Below are 22,159 nucleotides of genomic sequence, written 5' to 3' on the forward strand. Positions count from 1 at the left end.
TGAAAGGAATTTTCGGGAGCGGCCGTCGCAAGCGCCGATGTCACAAAAATCCAGTCAGGGCTGATCTCGCTACTATATCGGCCGGACGCGCCTGCGGTAGCCTTTCCCCATTCATAAAGCGGAGGAGAACAAGATGCAGGCCCGTCTGGAACAATGGAAGCAGTACCTGCTCACCGGGGTGTCGCACGTGATCCCCTTCATCGCCAGCGGCGGCATCCTGATCGCGCTGGCCATCTCGCTGGCGCCGATGACCGGCAAGGGGCCGGACTTCAGCCATTCCCCGCTGCTCAAGCTGATCCTGGACATAGGCGGCAGCGCCTTCGCCCTGCTGCTGCCGGTGTTGGCCGGATACATCGCCTATGCCCGCTCGGGCAAGCCGGCGCTGGTGGCCGGCATGGTGGGCGGCCAGATCGCCCATACCGTCAACGCCGGCTTTCTCGGCGCGCTGATCGCCGGCCTGCTGGCCGGCTGGGTGGTGGAGCTGCTGAAGAAACTGCCGGTGGCGAAGGCGCTGAAGCCGCTGATGCCCATCCTGATCATCCCCATCCTGTCTTCGCTGGCGATAGGCGCGCTGATGTTCGAGGTGCTGGGCGCGCCGATCGCCGACCTGATGGTGGCGATGAGCGGCTGGCTCAAATCCATGGGCGGGGCCAACGCGATGGCGTTGGGCGCCTTGCTGGGCGCGATGGTGGCCTTCGACATGGGCGGCCCCGTCAACAAGGTGGCGTTTTTCTTCGGCGCCAGCATGATCGCGGAAGGGCAGTACCAGGTGATGGGCGCGGTGGCCGCCGCGGTCTGCATTCCGCCGCTGGGCCTGGGCCTGGCCACCAAGCTGCGCAAGTCGCTGTGGAGCGAGCAGGAGCGCGAAGCCGGCTCCGCGGCGCTGGGGATGGGGATGATAGGCATCACCGAGGGCGCCATTCCCTTCGCCGCCGCCGATCCGCTGCGGGTGATCCCCACCATCGTCGCCGGCTCGGCGCTGGGCGGCATGATCGCGATGCTGGGCGGCGTGGGCGACCACGCGCCGCACGGCGGCCCCATCGTGCTGCCGGTGATAGACAACCGGCTGATGTTCGGCCTGGCCATCCTGGCCGGCGTGCTGCTGGTCGCCGTCGTCATCAACCTGCTCCGGGCCAGGAGCGCCGCTCCGGCCGAATCCGCTCCGGCCGCCTGAGCCGCCGAATCACCGTCACAAGGAAACCGATCATGAAAGTAGTCGCCATCACCGCCTGCCCGACCGGCATCGCCCACACCTATATGGCCGCGGAAAAGCTGGAAAGCACAGGCCGCCGGCTGGGACACGACGTCAAGGTGGAAACCCAGGGCGCGATAGGCATAGAGAACGAGCTGTCCAGCCGCGACATCCAGGCGGCCGACGTGGTGCTGCTGGCGGTGGACATCGCCATCGAGGGCGAGGAACGCTTTGAGGACAAGCGCGTGGTGCGGGTGCCGATCCAGAATGTGCTGAAAGACGCCAATGCGGTTTTCGCGCTCCTGTGAACCCGGCCGGGCCGCGGCGCCCGGCGCATAAGGAAGCAGTCGTATGTCACACAGCCTTACCCTGGTTTGCCCGCTGCCCAATGGCATCCATGCCCGCCCCGCCAGCCGGATCGCCGAGTTCTGCGCCGGTTTCGGCGCGGCCATCCGCTGGCGCAACCAGCGCAACGGCCAGCTGGCCGACGCCAAGAGCGTGCTCAGCCTGATAGGCGGGGACATCCTGTTCAACGATGTCGTCGATATCGAGATAGACGGCGAGGAAGCGGCGCGGGTAGCCGCCGAACTGGGCCGTTTCCTGAAACAGACCCTGCCGCTGTGCGACGAGCCGCTGGCCGCCGCGCCGGCCGCCAGCCGGGCGCTGCCGCGCGGCTTGGCCGAACTGGTCCCGTCGCCGTGCTTCGGCCAGCCTGCCGGACAGGGCGTGGCGATAGGCGAGCTATGCGTATACCGCGGTTTTCGCCTGCCGGAGCCGGCCGAACTGCCTCTGTCTACCGGCCGCGATGCGGAAATCGCCGCATTGGAGGGCGCGCGCCGAACGTTGGCCGAGCAATTGCGGATGCAGGCGGAGCGTGAGGACGGCGAGGCGGCGGCCGTGTCGCGCGCGCATCTGGCCATCCTGCGCGATCCGGATTTTCGCGACCGGCTGGACGCCGCCGTGGGCGACGGGGCGGGCGCCGCCCGCGCGGTGGCGGCGGCGGTCGCCCATTACCGGGCGCAGCTGGCCAGGTCGGCCAGCGCATACCTGCGCGAGCGGGAGGTGGACATTCGCGACGTCGGACGGCGTCTGCTCGACATCCTGGCGCCGGGAATGGAGCCAGCCGGGGGCGATTTCCCGCCCGCGACGCTGCTGTGGGCCGAGGATCTGGCGCCCAGCGAGCTGCTGGCTCTGGATAGGAGCAGGGTCAAGGGCCTGCTGCTGGCGCGCGGCGGTCTGACTTCGCACACCATCATTCTGGCCCGCGCATTCTCGCTGCCGGTGCTGATCGGGGTGCAAAGCGCCGCCATCGCGGGCGGCGTCGGCCGGACCGCGGTGCTGGACGCCGGCTTGGGCGCGCTGTTCCAGAACCCGGACGAGCGGGTGCTGGACTACTACCGGGCAGAAGAAGCGCTGCTGGCGCAGCAGCGCCAGAAACTGGCCCAGGCCTGCGCCGGAGGCTCGGTCAGCGCCGACGGCCAGCGGCTGGAGCTGGCGGTGAATATCGCCTCCGCCGCCGAGGCGCAGCTGGGTTTCGCGCAGGGCGCGGACGGCGTAGGCCTGTTCCGCACCGAGATGCTGTTCATGGAGGCGGACGAGCCGCCGGGCGAGGAGGCGCAATTCCAGTGCTATGCCGAGGTGGTGCGGCTGGCGGCCGGCCGGCCGGTGATCATCCGCACCTTCGACATCGGCGGCGACAAGCCGGCGCCGTGCTTTCCCGCGGCGCAGGAGAGCAATCCCTTCCTCGGCTACCGGGCCATCCGAATGTACCCGGACCAGGAGGCGGCGTTCCGCACCCAGCTCAGGGCCATTCTGCGCGCCAGCGCGCTGGGTCCGGTCAAGGCGATGATCCCGATGATCGCCACCTTGAACGAAGCGCGCTGGGCGAGGCGGGTGCTGGAGGAGGAGCGCGCCGCGCTGGGGCTGGCCGAGGCCGTGCCGATGGGCATCATGCTGGAGGTGCCGTCGGTGCTGTTCCAGCTGGACGCTTTCTGCCGGGAAGTCGATTTCTTCAGCGTGGGCAGCAACGATCTGACGCAGTATTTGTTCGCCGCCGACCGCGACAACGAGCGGGTGGGGCAGCTGTACGACAGCCTGCATCCGGCCTTCCTGGCGGCGCTGAATCAAGCCGTGGCCACCATCCATCGCCACGGCCGCTGGATAGGTCTGTGCGGCGAAGCCGCCGCCGCGCCGCACGCGCTGCCGCTGTTTCTGGGCATGGGGCTGGATGAGTTGAGCATGAGCGCGCCTTCGCTGCAGCCCTGCCGCCGGCGCTTGCGCGGACTGGACGCAGGGCGTTGCCGCGAGTTGCTGGCCCAGGCATTGGCGTGCGCGGACGGGGCCGAAGTGAGGGCGCTGGTGGACAGCGCCGCCACCCGTCCCGCGCTGCCCATGCTGACCGTCGACTGCCTGATGCCGGAGGCGGACTGGCGCAGCAAGGCGGCGGTCATCAAGGGCATGGTGGACCGGCTGTGGCTGCTGGAACGCTGCGACGACCGTTATGGCATGGAGGAGGACTTGTGGCTGCGCGAGCAGGCCTATTCCACCGGCCTGGGACACGGCTTCGCCATCCCGCACGCCAAATCCGGGCACGTGCTGCATCCGACGCTGTGCCTGGCCAGGCTGGAGCGGCCGGTGGATTGGGGCGCCAGCGACGGGCAGCCGGTGGACATGGTGCTGCTGCTGGCCTTCAACGCCGCGGACGCCGGCGCCGCGCACCTGAAATTCTTTTCCAGACTGGCCAGGCTGGTGATGCACGAGGACTTCCGCCAGGCGTTGCGCGCCGAGCGCGATCCCGAGCGCTTGCTGGCGCTGCTGCGGGACAGGCTGGAGGGCGCGGCATGAGCGCCTTTCCCTTGCATGGCCTGGCCCAGCACTACGCCTGGGGCGGCCGCCGCTTCATTCCCGGCATGCTGGGCCTGGACAATGCCGAGCAGCAACGTTTCGCCGAGTGGTGGCTAGGCGCGCACGAGGACGCGCCGTCGGTGATCGAGACGCCGCTGGGGCCGCAGCCGCTGCATTACGCGATCGCCCATCAGGCGCCGGCTTTTTTGGGCGAGGCGCTGATCCGCCGCCACGGACGACGCCTGCCCTTCCTGCTGAAGGTGCTGGACGTGGACGCGCCGCTGTCCATCCAGGCGCATCCTGACGAAGCGCAGGCGCGGGCGGGCTTCGCGCGCGAAAACGCCGTCGGCCTGGCCATCGACGATGCCCGGCGCAACTATAGGGACCCGTATCCCAAGCCGGAAATGATGGTGGCGCTGTCGCCGTTCTGGCTATTGCACGGCATGAGGCCGGACGCGCAGATCGACGCGCTGCTGGCGCGGCAGCCGGCGTGGACGCCGTTGCGGGAAGGGCTGGCGCGTGAAGGCGGCGCGGCGCTGTATCGCCGCCTGTTGCGGCTGCCGCAGGCGGAGATCGCGGCGTTGCTGCGTCCGCTATGGAGAAGGCTGGAGACCGGAGACGATGCCGGTCCGGACGATCCCGACCATTGGACGCGGCGGCTGGCCGGCAGCCGGGCCGAGGACAGGGGGATATTCGGCTGCTATCTGCTCAACCTGGTGGGACTGCGGCCGGGAGAGGCCATCTTCCAGCCGGCGCGGCTGCCGCATGCCTATCTGCATGGCCGCAATATCGAGCTGATGGCCAACTCCGACAATGTGCTGCGCGCCGGCCTCACCGACAAGCCGGTGGACGTGGAGGCCTTGCTGGGGGTGATGGACGGCGAACCAGTCCGCCCCGAAACCATGGCCGCGCCGGACGGCTGCGGGCTAAGACCGTATCCGCGCTGCGGCGGCGATTATTTCGCGCTGGACCAGCTGCTGCTGGGAGAAGGCGAAAGCGAGTCCTGGCGCAGCGCCGGGCCGGAGGTGCTGCTGGTGGTGGATGGCAGCCTGAGGCTGCGCCACCCCGGCGGCGAGCTAGCGCTGGAACAGGGACAAAGCGCCTTGCTGCAGCCCGGCCTGGCGTGCGAGGCGCAAGCCGGCCGGCTGGCGCTGGCCTACCGCGCCTTTTGCCCGATGGCCGGCTGATGCTAAGGTGGCGGATAGTCCAGATTGAGACGGATAGAAAGACATGACGCCGCTCCCGTCCTTCCGCCTGAGCTGGCCGTCCGCGCTCCAGCGGCTGTGCCACGCGCCAGCCGGCAAGCACATGCCTGCTGGCGCCTATCAGGTGCATTTCCCGCGGTTGGAGCTGGTGTTGTCCAATCGCTACCATTACAGCCATGAGGGCTGCGAGAACGCCAGCCTGTCGGCGCAGGAGGCGCTGTTCATTCCGGCCGAGCATTGGACGCTGCCGAACTGGTGCGCCAACGGCGAAGTGCTGCATATCTTGTTTGACTACGCGCGGATAGGTTTCAGCCTGGTGCGCTCCGGCCCGCAGGGCGTGATCAGCACTCACAAGGAAAGCATGGTGCTGGCCCAGCGCGGCAGCCTGAACGGCATGCTGGATGTGCTGGCCGGCCTGTGCCGCGATGGCGCCGATCCGGAAGTGCTGCGCCTGCAAGGCCAGGCGTTGCTGGCCTTGCTGCAGTCGCTGTACGACGAGGCGCGCGACAGCCAGTGGCAGCAGGGCGGCAACCTGTTCCGCGCCATCTGCCTGTACATCAGCGAGCATCTGTACGCGCCGCTGACGCGCGAGGATGTGGCGCTGCGTTTCAGCATTTCCGCTACCCATCTGTCTCGGCTGTTCCGCCAGCACTTGGGCCTGGGCTTCTGCGAATTCCTGTCCCATGCCCGGCTTGACCTGGCCAAGGCCTTGCTGAGGCAGGGACAGCTGCCGCTCAGCCGCGTCGCCGCCCGTTGCGGCTACGCCGACGTCAACTACTTCCATCGAGTATTCAAGCAACGTTTCGCGATGACGCCATGCGCGTACAGGAGGGAGTTCGCGTAAGCGTTTATCGCTCGCCTGACTGGGCGTCAACCGGCTTGAGGCCATGACTGTGGGTCCAGGCGTTCAACGAATCCGCGAATACCGGATAGGCATCGGCGAGCGCGCCGTCGAAATCAAAGATCGCGGTTTGGTCGCCATGGTTTCCCGTGGTTGGTTTCTGAGTCCGCCATGCTGGCAAGCAGGCTCCCTGAGCCGGAGCGTGGCGGGCAAGCCATGCGGCCTGTCGGGTTTCAGGGTTGGGCGCCGACGCGTGTCCTTCCCCGGGGCCGTCTAGGAGTTGTCCGCAAATGCGCCCGGCCATGGCTGCGCTCCTGTCGGCTGAGGCATGCTGCGGGAGTGACGCGTCGACAACGTCATGGCGTGTATTCCCTGTTTGCCACTCGCCCGGCTTCGAGTCGGGCTTTTTTCATCGGAACGCTCCGAATATGCCTGAAGAGGCACGCATCCGCCGGCCGACAGGCGCAAGCTGGCCGCATGACGTGTCATTCGCGTCATAACTTCTCCAAGAGTGCATTTTGCCCGGCCTTGTGCCGGGTCTCTTTTTTTAGAACGGCTAGGCAACCATCGGAACGGCTCCAGCTCCAAGACCGTCATCACGCCGAGCAGCGAGCTGGAACTGGATATTACTCGCGACTGGCAGGCCTCCTTCTAGCCGCAGCTGGTCGCCAAATATCAGCGCCGTCTGCCGGGCTTCGACGACTACGTCATCACTATGTACGCGCGCGGAATGACGGTGCGTGAGATCCAAGGAGATTTGCAGGAGCTGTACGGGCTGCAAGTTTCGCCTGGCCTGATTTCCACCATTACCGATGAAGTACTGGCCGAAGTCGAACAGTGGCAACAACGCCCACTCGAAGCGATGTACGCCATCGTCTATTTCGACGCGTTGTGCCTCAAGATTCGGGACGAAGGGACGTCGAGAACAAGGCCGTCTACCTGGCGCTCGGCATCCGCGCTGACGGCCGCAAGGAAGTGCTCGGGCTCTGGGTCGAACAGACCGAAGGGGCCAAGTTCTGGCTCAAGGTCTTCAACGAACTGAAGAACTGTGGCCTGGACGACATCCTGATCGCTGTGGTTGATGGCCTACGCGGCTTTCCGGAGGAGATCAAGGCGGTCTTCCCGCAGGCGCAAATCCAGACCTCCATCGTTCACCTGATCCGCAATTCGCTCAATCTGGCCAGTTGGAAGGACCGGAAGGGGCTGGCCGCCGTGCTCAAACCGATTTACCAGGCGGCCACCGCCGACGCTGCCGCAGCGCTGCTGGACGAGTTTGCCGAAGGTGACTGGGGCCGCAAACTCCCGACCGTACCGGCCATGTGGCGCCGGCAATGGGAACAGGTCGTTCCGTTCTTCGCCTACCCGTCGGAGGTGCGCAAAATCATTTACACCACCAACGCGATCGAGAGCATGCACATGCAACTGCGCAAGATCGTCAAAAACAGGGGGCATTTCCCAAGTGACGAAGCCGCCAGCAAACTGCTGTACTTGGCCTTGCGCAATATCGAGAAAGACTGGAGGATGCCGCCGATCACCTGGAAACAGGCGGCCAACCAGTTCGCCATTCTGTTCGGCGAGCGCTTCACTGATGTCCTATGTTTAACCGACCTCAGCACACAGAATTCCTGATACCTTCTCCAACCGTGGCCGCCCACCTCGGGGAGGGCGCGGTGATGGAGGAAGTAGCGGTTGCAATCAGTTGTAGAAGGTGGTTTCGGGGACCAACTCCAGTGCCTTGTATCTTGCGCAGCCTGAGGGCTGGTCGCCGCATTGAGTTGTCAGAGGCTTTACCCCTTGTTCGTATCTTGCTATGCCAGCAAACGGCTCAGGTAGTACAGATCGCGCCATTCGCCATGCATAAAAACACCTCTTTTGATTTTACCTATTATGTCAAAGTTATTTTTTTGCAGGACACGAAGCGAAGCCTCGTTTCGGAGCTCAACTGTTGTTTCGATTCGGTGTAGACCGAGCATGCGCTCTGCCATGATCAGGGCCATGGCTACTCCTTGTGTCGCGAGCCCTTTGCCTTGCGTGGTTGCCGCAAACCTATAGCCAATAGTCGCCTTATTGTAATAAGGACGCACGATATCGGTCAGATTAATTCTACCAATCAGCTCATTGCCCCGCCGAAGCAAAAAATAATATGCAGAGTCATTCTGGGCGCCCATGGCGTTGTGCCATAGGTGACTTTCCACTTTGCTCAATGAGAAAAAATCATCTCCTCGATCTTCTACAGTTTTAGCAAAGAATGATCTGTTTTCTGCTTCAAACGCCAGAACCTCCTTGGCGTCACTTGGATGGCATAATTTCAAATGCAAATCATTGATGTATATCTGTGGGATGGAACCGATCTCCACAGTAGTACCTATATTACTGTTTAAGTAAATTGGAATACTCATACCGACTATGCTTATCTTAATGTACACAGTATATCAAATTGGACATAAAGGAAGTCTGAACGACCTGCCGGACAAACAGAAACGCAATTTCTCGTAGAAGCTTCGGCTGCAGTAAACCCACAGATTTCATACCGCTCGCCATGAGGATGACCGGATTCCTTCGATCATCTCCCTTTCAACCACGCGCCAGCAAGGTCTTTCGTACTAGTCAGATGTTGGCCGTTCAGAACAATGTCATCGACTGGGCAGTGTTCTTTTTCAAGCCACGGTAGCGTGTTTTAAGGTGTCCGAACTGCCGTTTGATGACCCGGAAAGGATGCTCGACTTTGGCCCGAATCTTGGCTTTGACCGTTTCGACCCGACTAATCTGCTGGTTATCCGCAGAATCGGTCAGCATTTTGCGCTGGCCGGGCCTAATGGCGATCCCCCAGCGTACCACTTGCGATTTCTATTTCACACGTTTGTGCACGTCTGTCAAGTCTGCATCGCTAAAGACATCGACTTCCTCGCCGTGCAGCAACTGATTGGCCATCGTGACATCTGCCACATTGGCGGCGGTGCCAGCCACGTGATGCACCAGGCGGGATGGGCATCGACCCCATATGGGCTTTCATGCCGAAGTACCACTGATTGCCCTTCTTGGTTTGATGCATGTCCGGATCGTGTTCACTCTGGGCGTTCTTGCTGGGACTGGGCACGTGGATCAGGTTGGCAAATGATGTTTTGCGTCAATATCAGTCCCTTGTCGGATAAATGCTGGTGAATGGCGGCAAACAGTGTATGGGTCAGTCGATGTCTTTCCTGCAGGTGGCGCAAGTTCAGCAAGGTGGTTTCATCTGGAGTGGCGTCTAGAGAGAGGCCGACGAACTGGTGCGAGAACCTGCCCCAAGAATTGGGCTTCGGCTGCCGATGAAGGGCCGCCAGGAGTATGTCGGCCAATGCTCCGCTCTGGCTTCCGCTTGCATGGTCGCGTTGACCGCGACGGTGCCTGTCGTGTCCACCTGGATTTCGGCAAGTGCTGTCGCCTGGCTGATCTGTGCCAGCTGCATCTTGTTTCTATCGATTTCCTGCTGCAGTTGAAAAGCCAGCGTCGGGTTGTTGCGAACCGCATTGAGCGCATCCCCGCCGGTGCGCGTACCCGTCAGTTGCTGGGCGATGTCTACGACTTTCTGGGCGGCGTCGCTCGCTTTGCTGTCGCCGCTAATCCATTTGATGATGTCGGGAGCGAACGTGGCCAGCCCCATCGCGATAGAAATCGGATCCATCACATCGCTCCCCTGAGCATATTGTCCGAGATGCGGACCGCCCAGCCGCGGCCGAACGTCGGCCAGTTATGCAACGTGGTCATATAGGCCAGGAAGCGCAGCACGGTGCGTGCGAGGTGAATGGCGTTGGCGGCCTGGACGGTGGCGGAGGGGATATGGCCGTCGGGCGTCACACAGACGGCGTTCTGCCGCCACTTGGCAGGGGAGCCGCCGTTATAGGCCGCGCGACCCGGCGCTGTCCGCCTCATGATCAGCGGGCTGGGCCGCACCCGGGCGCAGGCGCTCATAGCGGTGAATGCGGGACAGCGCGATGGCACGACGCCTTGAAGTGAAAAGGACGGAAATGGCGGAAGCGCGTCTTCCGCATCCTCTTCTGCATGCACAGAAGCTTGTTGCATCGGCGACTTGAGCCGGCTGCGCGAGAGCCGATGCCGAAATCCAGTCTTTACGACCATTAGCCACGAGGCGCGTCCTTTCATCTTTATTTTGACGGTGAATGGCGGAGATCGCAGAAAATGAGGAGAGATAGTGCTCTGAAAGAAGCGCCAGGGAGAGAAGCCAACAAGAGGAGATTGAAAAGCCCAGATGGTGCATCTGGGCTTTTGACTTTGGCGGAAGAGGTGGGATTCGAACCCACGGATAGTTGCCCATCGCTGGTTTTCAAGACCAGTGCCTTAAACCGCTCGGCCACTCTTCCATATTCGATAAGAGCCAGCGATTCTAACGGGAATCGCCGCGCTTGGCTAGAGGGCGGCGGCGTTGGAGGCCAGCATTTCCGCCGCGTGTTCGCGCGTGGTCTGGGTGAGTTCGACGCCGCCCAGCATGCGGGCGATTTCCAGCACCCGCTGTTCGGCGTCCAGCGGCGCGATGCTGCTGAGCACCTGGCCCTTGTGTTCCCGCTTGCTGACTTGCCAATGGTGTTTGCCGCATGACGCCACCTGGGGCAGGTGGGTGATGCACAGCACCTGGTAGCGCTGGCCCAGGTCGCGCAGCATGTGGCCTATCACCTCGGCCACGCGGCCGCCTATGCCTACGTCCACTTCGTCGAAGATCAGCGTGGGCACGCTGGCCACCTGGCTGATCACCACCTGCATGGCCAGGCTGATGCGGGACAGCTCGCCGCCGGAGGCCACCTTGGCCAGCGGGCGCAGGCTGGTGCCGGCGTTGGCGGCCACCAGGTATTCGATCGACTCCATGCCGTGCGCGCCAGGTTCGGCCAGCGCGGACAGCTCGATGGCGAAGCGGGCGCCGCCCATCGCCAGGCGGCCCATTTCGCCGGAGATGCGCTCGGACAGCTCGCTGGCGGCCTGGCGGCGCTTGCCGGACAGGGCTTCCGCCAGCGCGCGGTAGCGGGCGAGGCTGGCGGCCTCCGCCACGCTCAGCGCTTCCACGTCCACGCTGGCCTCCAGCGCGGCCAGCTGCTGCTGCCAGTCGGCCAGCTTGTCGGCCAGGTCGGCCGGCTGCACGCGGTATTTGCGCGCCGTGCTCATCAGGAGATCCAGCCTGCGCTCCATTTCCACCAGCTGGTTCGCGTCCTGGTCGATGTCGCTGGCGTAGTCGCGCAGGCTGTACACCACCTCGCGCAATTCGGCGTCCACCGAGTCCAGCAGCGACAGGGTGTCGGACAGGCGCGGATCCAGGTTGGAAAGCTTGGACAGGCGGCTTTGCACGTGGGCGAGCTGGGACAGGCAGCTGTCGTCGTTCTCGGACAGCACATCCACCGCCTGCTGCGCGCTCTGCACCAGTTCGGCGGAGTTGGCCAGCCGGGTGTGGCTCTGGCTCAGCGTGGTCCATTCATCGGGCAGCAGATTGAGTTCGGTCAATTCGCCGATCTGCCAGGTGAGCCGTTCGCGCTCCACTTCGGATTCGCGCGACATCCGCTCGGCGTCCTGCCGCGCCTGGCGCGCGGCCTGCCATTCCTGCCAGGCCTTGTGGGTGTCGCGCGCCAGCGTGGCGGAGCCGGCGTAGGCGTCCAGCAGCTGGCGCTGGGTTTCGCTCTTCATCAGCGACTGGTGCGCGTGCTGGCCATGGATGTCCACCAGGAATTCCCCCAACTGCTTGAGCTGGGCCAAGGTGGCGGCCTGGCCGTTGACGAAGCTCTTGGAGCGTCCGCCGCGGTCTATCAGCCGGCGCAGCAGCAGCACGCCTTCGTCGCCGGACAACTCGTTCTCATCCAGCCAGGCGTCCACTTCCGGCCGGTTCTCGGTGGAGAACTCCGCGGTGATCTCGGCGCGCTCAGCGCCTTCGCGCACCTGAGTGCCGTCGGCGCGATCGCCCAACAGCAAGCCCAGCGCGTCCAGCATGATGGACTTGCCGGCGCCGGTCTCGCCGGTGAGCACGGTGAAGCCGCCGGAAAAGTCCAGCGCGATGCTGTCGACGATGACGAAATCTTTGACGGTCAGCGAGAGAAGCATGGTGTGTGGTCTGTTCCGGTTAGATCAGGCGCTCGCCCCAGTGCAGCTTGTGGCGCAGCATGTCGTAGTAGTTGTAGCCCTCGGGGTGCAGGATGCGCAGCGGGTTGCGGTAGCGGCGGATCAGCACCCGGTCCATTTCCATCAGGTCGCAGTGCAGCTGGCCGTCGAAGTGCACGCGCGCGTCCAGCCCGCGGGTGAGCATGAATTCCACCTCGCAGGAGTCGTTGACGGCAATCGGCCGGTTGGACAGCGACTGCGGGCAGATCGGCACCAGCGCGATGGCCTGCAGCGTCGGGTGCAGGATGGGGCCGCCCGACGCCAGCGAGTAGGCGGTGGAGCCGGTGGGCGTGGACACGATCAGGCCATCCGAGCGCTGGCTGTAGACGAACTGGTTGTCTATGAAGACTTCGAACTCGATCATCGAGCCCACCGCGCCGCGGCTGAACACCACGTCGTTGAAGGCCAGCGCGCTGGCGACTTCGGCATCCTCGCGGACAACGGCCGCCTGCAGCAGGATGCGGTCTTCCGGCACGAATTTCCCGTGCAGGATGGCGTCCACGGAATCCAGCATCTCGTGCAGCGGGATGTCGGTCATGAAGCCCAGCCGGCCCTGGTTGATGCCGACCAGCGGCACGCGGTACGGGGCCAGCAGGCGGGCGATGGACAGCATGGTGCCGTCGCCGCCCAGCACGATGCAGAGGTCGGCCAGCTTGCCCATGTCGGTGCGGTCTATCAGCGGGTAACCGTTGGCCTCGTCGGGTGTGACGCTTTCCTTGTCGATCAGCACCGTGGCGCCGCCGGCGGCCAGGTGGTTGGCCAGCTGCATCAGCGCGGGGGTGATGCCGGGCTTGCTGTGGCGCGCCACCAGGCAGATGTGTTTGAACAATCTTTCCATGCGGCGATTCTACTGGTTTGGCGGGAATTCGTTGAGCAAAATCTCTTCGTCTATCCGCTGTTTCTTGCCGGTGGCTTCCAGCGCTTTCAGGTAGAAACGGACCAGATCGGCCAGCGAGTCCACGCCCAGCTTGCTGAACAGGTTGGCGCGGTGCACTTCGATGGTGCGAGGCGACAGGTCCAGTTCGCGGGCGATCTCCTTGCTGGACAGGCCGTCGGCCACCAGCTCCAGCACCTCGCGTTCGCGGCCGCTGATGCGCGAGAGCTGGCTCATCACCTCCTGGGTTTCCTCTTCCTGCTGGTGCTGCTGGATACTGATGCGTATGCCGCGGCGCAGGCTGGCGATCAGCCGGTTCTGGTCTATCGGCTTGGTCAGGAAATCGATGGCGCCGGTCTGGAACGCGCGGCGGCATTGCTCGATGTCGCCATGGCCGGTGATGAAGACGATGGGGATGCTGATGTTCCGCTCCATCAGTTGTTCCTGCAGCGCGAGGCCGGTGATCTGCGGCATGCGGATGTCCAGCACCAGGCAGCAGATCTGGTTGCCCTGGTAGCCGTCCAGGAACTCCATCGCATTGGGGAAGGTGACGGTTTTCATGCCCTGGGCCGTGATCAGCATGGCCAGGGAGTCCAGTACGGCCGGATCATCGTCGACGATGAAGACGGTAGGGGTCGTGTTTTGCATCAGGCTTCCACTCCGGATGGTACGGCCATGTCGCGCGGGGCGCATGGCAGGTCAATGATGAACTCCGCTCCCGAGCCGGGCTTGTTGCCGGCTATCAGCTTGCCGCCGAAGGCCTCGACCGCCGTCTGGCAGATGGCCAGGCCCAGCCCCATGCCGTTGGGCTTGGTGCTGAAGAAGGGGTCGAAAATCCGGTCCAGCTTGTCCGGGGGGATGCCGCAGCCGTTGTCGCTGATGATGAGCTGCACGCGCTCGCCCTGGCGGCGCGTGGTAATGCTCAGGCGTCCCCAGGGACGGGTTGGCTCCATGGCTTCCACCGCGTTGCGCGCCAGGTTCAGCACCACCTGTTCCAACTGGATAGTGTCAGCGTATACCAACGGCAACTCGGGTGCGAAGTTTTGCTCGATATGGATGTCGTGATCATGCAATTCGTAATCCAGCAGCGACAATGCGTTGTGCACAGCCTGATTCAACTGTACCGGCGCCAGTTGCTGGTTCTTCTGGGTGACGAACTCCCGCAGGCGGTGGATGATGCGGCCGGCGCGGTCGGCCTGGCTGACCGACGAGGTCAGCGCCCGGCGCAGCATCGCCATGTCCAGCTCGTCGTCTTCCAGCAGGCTGAGGCCGGCCTGGCAGTAGCTCATGATGGCCGACAGCGGCTGATTGATTTCGTGGGCGATGCCGGAGGCCATCTCCCCCATGGTGTTGATGCGGGTGACGCGCGCCAGCTCCAGTTCGTGTTGCCGCAGTCGGCTTTCGCTGGCCTCCAGCGCCGCCAGCATGCGGCGGCGGATGGGCGCAGTGTCGCGGAAGGTCAGCACGCTGCCGATCAGTTGGCCGTTGCGTCCGAGCAACGGCGCCACGGCGCCTTCCACCAGCAGTTTCTCTCCATTGTGCCGCTTCAGGTAGCAATTTTGCGCCAGATGAACCACTTGTTGGGTGGCGATGGCTTGTTCGATCGGGTCTTGCACGGGCTGGCGCGAAAATTCGTAGTGCAGCGGCGCCACCTGTTTCAGCCGACGCTGCAGCAGTTGCGCGGCGGGCAGCCCCAATAAGGCTTCCGCCGCCGGATTCAGGTATTGGATCACCTGTTCGGTGTCTATGCTGACCACCGCATCGCTGATGCCGCGCAGGGCCACGCTGGCGTATTCGCGTTCGCGGAAGATGTCGTCCTGGATCTGTTCCCGGGCCTGACGGTTGTATTCCAGCAAGGACAGCACCACCCACAGCAGATAGGCGGGCAGCAGCGCGATCAGCAGGCACAGGGCCGCTTCCGCGGCGGTGGTGCGCTCCAGCCGTAGCTGGCGGCTGAGCAACAGGTCGTAGGGCAGGGCGGGTAGGTTGAGGCTGGCGCGGTAGCTGAGTTGCGGCAGCAGCCAGTCCAGCCTCGATGCGGCGGGGTCAGGCTTCTGGCGTTGCAGCTGGATGATGCCGGGGTCGCTGGTGTTGTCGCGGCGCAGCAGCTGCAGCGTATAGCGGCCCTCCAGCGAGGGTGGCAGAGCCAGCAGCGGCTTCAGGCACAGTACCTGCATCACCACGCCGGCCGCCTGTTCGATGCGCACCATCGGGACCGGCGAGGGCGGAGCGATGCGGTAGACCGTCTGGAACAGCGCCAGCCCCCATTCCCCGTTGCGCAGCAGCAGGGTGGGCGAGGAGGCCTGCAAATGCCCCAGCGCGCGATTGACGGATGTGGACAGCACCGAGTCGTCCAGCAGGTCGAGGCCCATTTCGCGCCAGTCCGGCGAGGCCAGGCCGGGCTCGGCCATGCTCAGCGGCAGGTAGCGCGAACGCTGCGGCGCCATCCGCCAGGCGGCCGGATCGCGCCAGGTGTTGAGTTGATTGTGCAGGTAGTCGCGGATGGCGTAGGGCTGGCCTAGCCGGATCGCCTGCTCGCGCTCGAAGCGAGTTCTCTCAGCCTGCTCCACCAGCGGCTGGTAGCCGATGAAGTAGAGTTGAGGCTGGGTCTGGGTAGCGGTTTGCACCAGTTCGCGTATGCGGGCCCGTCCGGCGGGATGGCCGTTGGACGCGATGTCGCCCACTTCGTCCTGCAGCAGTTCGCTGCTGCGCAAGCGGCTGTTGGCGTTCTGCAGCATTAGTTCGACCGTTTGGCGGAATTCATGGCGTTGTTGCCGGATGTCCAGCAGCAGCGCATGGGCGATCAGCAGACTGAAGGCGAGCAGCAGGCAGAGCGCGCTTAATCCCTTGCTGCGGGCGGATGCGTGGCGCAGCAGATGCAGGTGGGTGCGCAGGGCGTTGAACGGGGAGGGGCGGGGCACTTCGACATCGGACATGCTTCGGACTTTGGTGGGTGCAAGGTTGGAACGCGTGCCGCGGGGCGCCGGCCATTATACCGGCCGCGCCCCGGTTTTGCCCGTTAGTTTTGCAGCAGATGGGAGAATCGGCGGCGGATTTTTGCCAGCTTGGGCGAAATCACCAGCTGGCAGTAATTCTGTTGCTGATTCTGCGCATAGTAGTTTTGATGGTAATCCTCGGCCGGGTGGAAGCGAGGCGCGGATTCGACCCGGGTGACGATGGGCGCGTCGAATATCTGTTCCGCGTCCAGTTGCGCGATGACGCGCCGCGCGCATTCGCGCTGGGTTTCATCCAGGTAGAAGATCGCCGACGCGTACTGGGTGCCGACATCGTGGCCCTGGCGGTTGAGCGTGGTGGGATCGTGCACGGCGAAGAACACCTGCAGCAGCGTGGCATAGTCGATCAAGGCGGGATCGTAGCTGATCTCTACCACCTCCACGTGGCCGGAGTCCCCCGAGCATACCTGGCGGTAGTCGGGACTGTCGGTGTGGCCGCCGCAATAGCCGGAAACCACCCGCTCCACGCCTTTCAGCTGGGAGAAGGCTGCCTCGAGGCACCAGAAGCAGCCGCCGCCCAGAATCGCTTTTTCCATGATGACTCCTGTAATTCTTGGGTTGAGGGTTTGGCGCGGCCAGCGTCAGGCCTTGCCTTTCCGCCGCGCTCAGCTCGGACTCGCGGACCTGGTCCGGATGCGGGCGACGGCGCCCGCGCCCGCGAGCTTAATGATTGGTCGGGGACGAGCCGAAAATCTCACACGCCAGTCTGACCGTTTCGGTCTGTATTGTCACCGTATCCGTGATCGGCACCGAATAGCCGCCTGCCATGGTCACCGCCAGCGCGGCGTCGTAGCGGCGGCAGGCCTCCATCACCATTCGGTCCCGCTCGGCCAACCCCTGCTTGCTGAGGGCCAGGCGGCCCAGGCGGTCGCCGTGGTAGGGGTCGGCGCCGGCCAGGTAACACACCAGGTCGGGACGGGCGCGGGCGAACAGTTCCGGCAGCGCGCGCGCCAGCGCGTCGAGATAGGCGGCGTCTTCGGTGCCGTCGGGCAGGTCGATGTCCCAATCGCTGTCGACGCGGCGGAACGGGAAATTGCGCGCGCCGTGCATGGAAAAGGTAAAGATGCGAGGCTCGTCCGCGGCGATGGCGGCGGTGCCGTCGCCTTGGTGAACGTCCAGGTCCACTATCAGCACGCGCCGGACACGCGCTTCCGCCAGCAGCAGCATCGATGCGACGGCGATGTCATTGAACATGCAAAAGCCGCTGCCGCGTTCCCGGCCCGCGTGGTGGGTTCCGCCCGCGAGGTTCACGCCGCAACCTTCCAGCAGGGCCGATCGACTGGCGGCCACGGTGGCGCCCACCGAGCGGCGGCTGCGTTCGGCCAACTCCGGCGACCATGGCAGGCCGATCTCCCTCTGGGCGCGCGCGTCCAACGTGCCATTCAGCACGGCGTCGACGTAATCCGGATGGTGGGCGTGGATCAGCTCGCCGCGCGTCGCCGCCGGCGCGGTTTCCATGCGCTCGGCGGCGAAGGCCGACACCTGCTCGGCCAGCAGCCGGTATTTTTCCGCCGGGAAGCGGTGGCCGGCGGGCAGCGGCAGCGGAAACTGGTCGGTGCGATAGATGCGCATCGCGCCCGCCTACAGCGCCTTCACCAGGGCAAAGCGCGGCACTTGCCGGCCTTCGTGCTCCACCGTTTCTGCGAACATGGCGGCGGGGCGCGCCCATAAGCCGTAGTCGCCGTACAGCGCCCGATACATCACCAACGGCTCATGGGTTTCCGAGTGAGCGGCAGTGCCGATAACCTGGTAAAGCTGGCGATTGCGAAAGTGCTGGTAAATTCCGGGCGTGGTCATGGCGGGCTCCTCCGGCGATTGACGAGTGGGGGGGGCGAGCATGCCGCAGCGGGCGTGGAGCGTCAAGAATGGCGGCTGCTCCAGTAATAGACGCGAAAGTCGCGATCCATCGCGAAGCCCAGGCTTTCATACAGACGTTGCGCGTTCAGATTGTCGTGCGCGGTCTGCAGCATGATCTCGCCGCCGCCTTGATCGCGAGCATACTGCTGGCAACGCAGGATCAACATCTTGCCCACGCCCTCCTGGCGCGAGGCGGAGGCGACGTAAAGATCGTGCAGCACCCAGCATGGCTGCAGCGACAATGAGGAAAAGCCGGTATACATCAGCGCGAAGCCGAGAGGCGTATCGCCGCGGCGGGCCAGGAAGGCGACGGCCTGGCGGCGGCGCAGTCTTTCGCTCAGGTATTCCCGGCAGGCCTCAGGTGGCTGGCTGACCCGGTAGAAGTCCAGGTAGGCGGTGAATAGCGGCAGCCAGTCCGCGACCGACTCCGGGGTGGCGATGCTCAACTGTATGTCCATCTACAATCTCCGTGATGGGAAGGGCGGCGCTGGGGTACAATAACGCCCTTTTTCAGCAGGTTAGACAATGAAGCTGGTGCTTGCCCCGATGGAGGGCCTGGTTGACGATGTGATGCGCGATGTGCTGACTCGCGTGGGCGGCATCGATCTTTGCGTGACCGAGTTCGTGCGCGTCACCTCCGTGCTGCTGCCCACCCGCACCTTCATGCGTTTGGCGCCGGAGCTCGACCATCAGGGCAAGACCCGGGCCGGCGTGCCGGTGCGGGTGCAGTTGCTGGGCTCCGATGTTTCCTGTCTGGCCGAGAATGGCGCCAAGGCGGCTAGCTTGGGCGCGCCGGGCGTGGACCTGAATTTCGGCTGTCCGGCGCCCACTGTCAACCGCCACCGCGGCGGCGCGGTTTTGCTGAACGAGCCGGAACTGCTGAACCAGATCGTCGCCGCGGTTCGCCGCGCGGTGCCGCCGGAAGTGCCGGTGACGGCCAAGATGCGCTTGGGCTTCGAGGATAAAAGCCGGGCGCTGGAGTGCGCGCAGGCGATAGCCAGCGCCGGCGCCGACGAATTGACCGTCCACGGCCGCACCAAGGTGGAGGGCTACAAGCCGCCGGCGCATTGGGACTGGATCGCCCGGATCCGGGAAAGCGTGACGATTCCGGTCACGGCCAACGGCGAGGTATGGACGCTGGCCGATTACCGCGCGATCCGGGAGGAGAGCGGCTGCGACACAGTGATGATAGGGCGCGGCCTGGTGGCCTGCCCGGATCTGGCGCTCAGGATTGCGGAAGGTGGGCCGGCCGAACCCATGTCCTGGGGCGAAATGATGCCTTGGGTGCTGGACTTCTTCCGTCTGTGCCGGCAAAAGTCAGGAGAAGAGCGTTATCCGGCAGCCAGGCTCAAGCAATGGCTGGGTCTGCTCAAGCGCACCTGGCCAGAGGCCGAGCGTTTGTTTGAAACGGTAAGGCGCGAGCAAGAGGCTGAAAAGATTGAGAATATTCTGATTGCAAGACGGGATAAGTAAATATACTCATACCGCAATGCGGAAACTGTTGCTAACATCAAAACGCGTGCTGCTTTGGTAAAGCAGCGCGCTGTAACATCTGCCGGCCTGCCTGGCTGCAGATCTTACACTTCCCCGATACCTTGCACCCCTCCCTCACGGGAGGGATTTTTTTTATCCGCCCGCATGAACTAATAATTAGAAAAAAGCATGGCGGAGCAAGCATGGACACCCCTCCCGCTGTCGGCTGGCTGGAAAAGCTGATTCCCGCCGTCTGGTACGGCTCCCTGACGGTTTTTGTCGCGGTCACCGCGGCGTTTTCCATTCTCTTGTACCTGACTCGGGCCGACAGCCGGAAGCGCGTGCTGCGCACGCAGTTGATCGTGCTGATCGCTTTGCTGGTGGTCAATGTCAGTCCCCCGACCGAATCGGGCCAGTGGGTGCGGCAGGTTGCCGTGGTGGTGCTGGGGCTGGCCATGATCCGGCTGTGGGCGATGCTGCTGTTCCGCCTGTTGTTGCCCGTGATGCGCATCCATCCTCCGCGAATCCTGGAAGAGATCCTGGTGGTGCTGGGCTATATCGGCTGGGGGCTGGTGCTGTTGCGGCTGGCCGGTTTGGACCTGAGCCATATCGTCACCACGTCCGCCGTCATCACCGCCGTGCTGGCTTTCGCGATGCAGGACACGCTGGGCAATATCCTGGCGGGTTTATCGCTGCAAGTGGACAACTCGGTCGACATCGGCGATTGGATCAAGAGCGGCGACCTGGTGGGCAAGGTGGTGGAAATCAACTGGCGCGCCACCACGCTGGAGACGCGGAACTGGGAAACGGTGGTGATCCCCAACAGCATGCTGATGAAGAACCACTTCGCCATCCTCGGCAAACGCCATGGCTGCCCGCTGCAATGGCGGCGCTGGGTGTGGTTCAACATCAACTGGGACACGTTGCCGACACAGATCATAGGCGTGGTGGAGAAGTCGCTGCGCGAGGCCCAGTTGCCCGGGGTGGCGGCCACGCCGGCGCCCAATTGCATCCTGATGGGTTTCGAGAACGGTTTCACCCGCTACGCGGTGCGCTATTGGCTGACCGACCTTGCCGCCGACGACTACACCGATTCCATCGTCCGCACGCATATCGACGCGGCCTTGCGGCGGCACAACCTGCGGATGGCCTCGCCTTATTACAATGTGCTGACCATCAAGGAAAACGAGAAATACATCGAAGCGCGAATGAAGCGCCACCTGGAGGAGCGGGTGCTGGCGCTGCGCAAGGTGGAGTTGCTGTCCGCCCTGAACGACGAGGAAATGGTGGTGCTGGCCGATCAGCTGAAGTTCACGCCCTTCGTCACAGGGGACATCATCATGCACCAGGGCTCGGTCGCGCATTGGCTGTACATCATGCTGTCCGGCGAAGTGGAGGTTTGGCTGACGCTGCCGGATGGCGGCCGCAAGCTGGTGGATGTGCTGAAGTCAGGCAGCTTTTTCGGCGAGATGGGCTTGATGACCGGAGAGTCGCGTTCCAATACCGTGATCGCTCGCTCCAATGTCGAGTGCCTGAGGCTGGACAAGGATGCGTTCCAAACCATCCTGGTGTCGCGCAAGGAGCTGGCGGAAACCATTTCCACCATCCTGGCGCAAAGGCTGGAGGAGCAGCGAAACCGGGTGCCGGACGCGCTGCTGGACGCCGAGGGCGAGATGCCGAAGCGCGCGGAGCTGGTGGATCGCGTCCGCAGCTTTTTCGGCTTGAACAAGCACTGAGCCGCTCGGCGCAGCCCGTAGGGATGGCCGATCGCCCATTTCTGAAATGCGGCAGGCCCGCGCCTGCTTTTGCCTGCGGCCTTGTCCGGGCATGGCGCAATGTGGAGATCATGATTTTGCGCGGGCACCCGGATTGGCGGCATATCGTGCTTGGCGAACCGGCGGACAAGCCAGCCGGCCGCGCGGTTTCAAGAAAAATGGCTGGAGTCAGACAAACTGGACCGGCACGAAGAAGTCGCGGCCGGGGCGGCTGACCAGCACCTGGGGCTGGCCTTCTATCATCGCGCGGTAAGGGCGGGGCAGGCGCTTCCAGTCGTTGAATTTCATCTTGATGCTGTCGTTGAGCTTTCCCATTGCGTTCTCCTTCACGCTAATCCACTTTGTGGATGACACTGGTCACCACGCCCCAAATGTGAAACGACGAGTCTTCCGGCACGTCTATCGGCTGGTAGGCCGGGTTTTCCGGCAGCAGCCGCACGCCGGCGGGGCCGCGTTCCAGGCGCTTCACGGTCAGCTCGCCATTCAGCGCCGCCACCACCACCTTGCCGCTGCGCGGCTCCCGGCTGCGCTCCACCAGCAGCAGATCGCCGTCGTGTATGCCGGCGCCCTGCATGGAATCGCCCTTGACCTTGACCATGAAGGTGTCGCCGGGGCGGCTGACCAGATGGGTGTTGAGGTCGATATCGGTTTCTTTCAGGTCGTCAGCCGGCACAGGAGAGCCGGCCGGCACGCTGCCGGCGAACAGCGGCAGCGACAGTTCGCTCAGTTGGGCGCCCAATGTGCGGAAGTCGAAGGCCTGCGCGCTGTTGGCGGTGCGCCAGCTGCGGTAGTCGTCCAACCATTGCTGCAGGATGGGTTTGAGCGGCTCCGGAACGCGTACGGCGACGGTCTTGTCGCCTCCGAAGACGGATTTGCGGCCGGCACCTGAGCGTTTGCCGCCATGCTGTTTGGGCTTGTCGGTATCCATGTTTTGATTCTGTACAATTTC

At 64.0% G+C, this 22,159-nt stretch carries 21 protein-coding genes, 1 tRNA gene and 1 pseudogene; 8 read left to right on the forward strand and 15 right to left on the reverse strand.

The genetic code is table 11. The features are described 5' to 3' along the window. The first annotated feature begins 133 nt into the window (after positions 1 to 133). The 6 genes and pseudogenes from CV_RS11300 to CV_RS11325 form a co-directional block, all read left to right on the forward strand. Positions 134 to 1,174, forward strand: coding sequence for a PTS fructose transporter subunit IIC (locus tag CV_RS11300; protein ID WP_011135856.1), 1,041 nt, complete (start codon positions 134 to 136; stop codon positions 1,172 to 1,174). A gap of 32 nt (positions 1,175 to 1,206) precedes the next feature. Next, on the forward strand, positions 1,207 to 1,500 hold the full coding sequence (locus tag CV_RS11305; RefSeq protein WP_011135857.1) for a PTS fructose transporter subunit IIB: 294 nt from the start codon (positions 1,207 to 1,209) through the stop codon (positions 1,498 to 1,500). A gap of 43 nt (positions 1,501 to 1,543) precedes the next feature. Beyond that, positions 1,544 to 4,036: a phosphoenolpyruvate--protein phosphotransferase gene (gene ptsP, locus CV_RS11310; RefSeq protein ID WP_011135858.1), complete on the forward strand. Its 2,493-nt coding sequence runs from the start codon at positions 1,544 to 1,546 to the stop codon at positions 4,034 to 4,036. After that, positions 4,033 to 5,223: a mannose-6-phosphate isomerase, class I gene (gene manA, locus CV_RS11315; RefSeq protein WP_011135859.1), complete on the forward strand. Its 1,191-nt coding sequence runs from the start codon at positions 4,033 to 4,035 to the stop codon at positions 5,221 to 5,223. Before ptsP ends, manA begins: the two co-directional genes overlap by 4 nt. A 43-nt stretch (positions 5,224 to 5,266) precedes the next feature. After that, a complete protein-coding gene (locus CV_RS11320) occupies positions 5,267 to 6,085 on the forward strand; it encodes a helix-turn-helix transcriptional regulator (protein ID WP_011135860.1) in 819 nt (272 codons plus the stop codon). A 556-nt stretch (positions 6,086 to 6,641) separates the two neighbouring features. Continuing rightward, positions 6,642 to 7,711 (forward strand): annotated as a pseudogene (locus CV_RS11325) (IS256 family transposase); the annotation flags it as partial. A gap of 179 nt (positions 7,712 to 7,890) precedes the next feature. Here CV_RS11325 and CV_RS22900 read toward each other — a convergent pair. The 13 genes from CV_RS22900 to CV_RS11390 form a co-directional block, all read right to left on the reverse strand. Further along, a complete protein-coding gene (locus CV_RS22900) occupies positions 7,891 to 8,481 on the reverse strand; it encodes a GNAT family N-acetyltransferase (protein WP_080508992.1) in 591 nt (196 codons plus the stop codon). A 223-nt stretch (positions 8,482 to 8,704) separates the two neighbouring features. Then, the gene (locus tag CV_RS22180) at positions 8,705 to 8,878 is read right to left on the reverse strand and encodes a transposase (protein WP_140411201.1); all 174 of its coding nucleotides are present in this window, start codon (positions 8,876 to 8,878) and stop codon (positions 8,705 to 8,707) included. A gap of 451 nt (positions 8,879 to 9,329) precedes the next feature. Then, complete coding sequence (locus tag CV_RS11340; RefSeq protein ID WP_011135866.1) at positions 9,330 to 9,746, reverse strand: hypothetical protein; 417 nt, start codon at positions 9,744 to 9,746, stop codon at positions 9,330 to 9,332. Then, positions 9,746 to 10,225 carry a hypothetical protein gene (locus CV_RS23530; RefSeq protein ID WP_140411200.1) on the reverse strand — a complete coding sequence of 160 codons (480 nt, stop codon included), beginning with the start codon at positions 10,223 to 10,225 and terminating at the stop codon, positions 9,746 to 9,748. The genes CV_RS11340 and CV_RS23530 overlap by 1 nt, the downstream gene beginning before the upstream one ends. Before the next feature lie 130 nt (positions 10,226 to 10,355). Next, positions 10,356 to 10,443, reverse strand: a tRNA-Ser gene (locus CV_RS11350). 46 nt (positions 10,444 to 10,489) lie between these two features. Continuing rightward, positions 10,490 to 12,160 carry a DNA repair protein RecN gene (recN, locus tag CV_RS11355; RefSeq protein ID WP_011135868.1) on the reverse strand — a complete coding sequence of 557 codons (1,671 nt, stop codon included), beginning with the start codon at positions 12,158 to 12,160 and terminating at the stop codon, positions 10,490 to 10,492. Between the two features lie 19 nt (positions 12,161 to 12,179). Further along, positions 12,180 to 13,055 carry an NAD kinase gene (locus CV_RS11360; protein WP_011135869.1) on the reverse strand — a complete coding sequence of 292 codons (876 nt, stop codon included), beginning with the start codon at positions 13,053 to 13,055 and terminating at the stop codon, positions 12,180 to 12,182. A gap of 9 nt (positions 13,056 to 13,064) precedes the next feature. Continuing rightward, positions 13,065 to 13,739: a response regulator transcription factor gene (locus CV_RS11365; protein ID WP_011135870.1), complete on the reverse strand. Its 675-nt coding sequence runs from the start codon at positions 13,737 to 13,739 to the stop codon at positions 13,065 to 13,067. Next, positions 13,739 to 16,027 carry an ATP-binding protein gene (locus CV_RS22185; RefSeq protein WP_052278816.1) on the reverse strand — a complete coding sequence of 763 codons (2,289 nt, stop codon included), beginning with the start codon at positions 16,025 to 16,027 and terminating at the stop codon, positions 13,739 to 13,741. Before CV_RS22185 ends, CV_RS11365 begins: the two co-directional genes overlap by 1 nt. Before the next feature lie 83 nt (positions 16,028 to 16,110). Then, complete coding sequence (gene msrA, locus CV_RS11375) at positions 16,111 to 16,641, reverse strand: peptide-methionine (S)-S-oxide reductase MsrA (protein ID WP_011135872.1); 531 nt, start codon at positions 16,639 to 16,641, stop codon at positions 16,111 to 16,113. A 127-nt stretch (positions 16,642 to 16,768) separates the two neighbouring features. Then, the gene (locus CV_RS11380) at positions 16,769 to 17,677 is read right to left on the reverse strand and encodes a histone deacetylase family protein (protein WP_011135873.1); all 909 of its coding nucleotides are present in this window, start codon (positions 17,675 to 17,677) and stop codon (positions 16,769 to 16,771) included. A gap of 9 nt (positions 17,678 to 17,686) precedes the next feature. Next, entirely contained in the window at positions 17,687 to 17,902 is a 216-nt protein-coding gene (locus CV_RS11385) for a DUF1653 domain-containing protein (protein WP_043596123.1), read from the reverse strand. 62 nt (positions 17,903 to 17,964) lie between these two features. After that, the gene (locus CV_RS11390) at positions 17,965 to 18,420 is read right to left on the reverse strand and encodes a GNAT family N-acetyltransferase (protein WP_011135875.1); all 456 of its coding nucleotides are present in this window, start codon (positions 18,418 to 18,420) and stop codon (positions 17,965 to 17,967) included. A gap of 67 nt (positions 18,421 to 18,487) precedes the next feature. Between CV_RS11390 and CV_RS11395 the strand changes: the two genes are divergently transcribed. Both CV_RS11395 and CV_RS11400 read left to right on the forward strand, forming a co-directional pair. After that, positions 18,488 to 19,435, forward strand: coding sequence for a tRNA dihydrouridine synthase (locus CV_RS11395; protein WP_011135876.1), 948 nt, complete (start codon positions 18,488 to 18,490; stop codon positions 19,433 to 19,435). Positions 19,436 to 19,638: 203 nt separating this feature from the next. Beyond that, on the forward strand, positions 19,639 to 21,171 hold the full coding sequence (locus CV_RS11400) for a mechanosensitive ion channel family protein (RefSeq protein WP_011135877.1): 1,533 nt from the start codon (positions 19,639 to 19,641) through the stop codon (positions 21,169 to 21,171). A 207-nt stretch (positions 21,172 to 21,378) separates the two neighbouring features. Here CV_RS11400 and CV_RS23930 read toward each other — a convergent pair whose 3' ends face one another. Both CV_RS23930 and umuD read right to left on the reverse strand, forming a co-directional pair. After that, complete coding sequence (locus CV_RS23930) at positions 21,379 to 21,525, reverse strand: hypothetical protein (RefSeq protein WP_165691443.1); 147 nt, start codon at positions 21,523 to 21,525, stop codon at positions 21,379 to 21,381. 16 nt (positions 21,526 to 21,541) lie between these two features. Beyond that, on the reverse strand, positions 21,542 to 22,138 hold the full coding sequence (gene umuD, locus CV_RS11405; RefSeq protein WP_011135879.1) for a translesion error-prone DNA polymerase V autoproteolytic subunit: 597 nt from the start codon (positions 22,136 to 22,138) through the stop codon (positions 21,542 to 21,544). Between the last annotated feature and the right edge of the window lie 21 nt (positions 22,139 to 22,159).

Source organism: Chromobacterium violaceum ATCC 12472 (assembly GCF_000007705.1).
In the GTDB taxonomy this organism is placed as follows: Bacteria; Pseudomonadota; Gammaproteobacteria; order Burkholderiales; family Chromobacteriaceae; genus Chromobacterium; species Chromobacterium violaceum.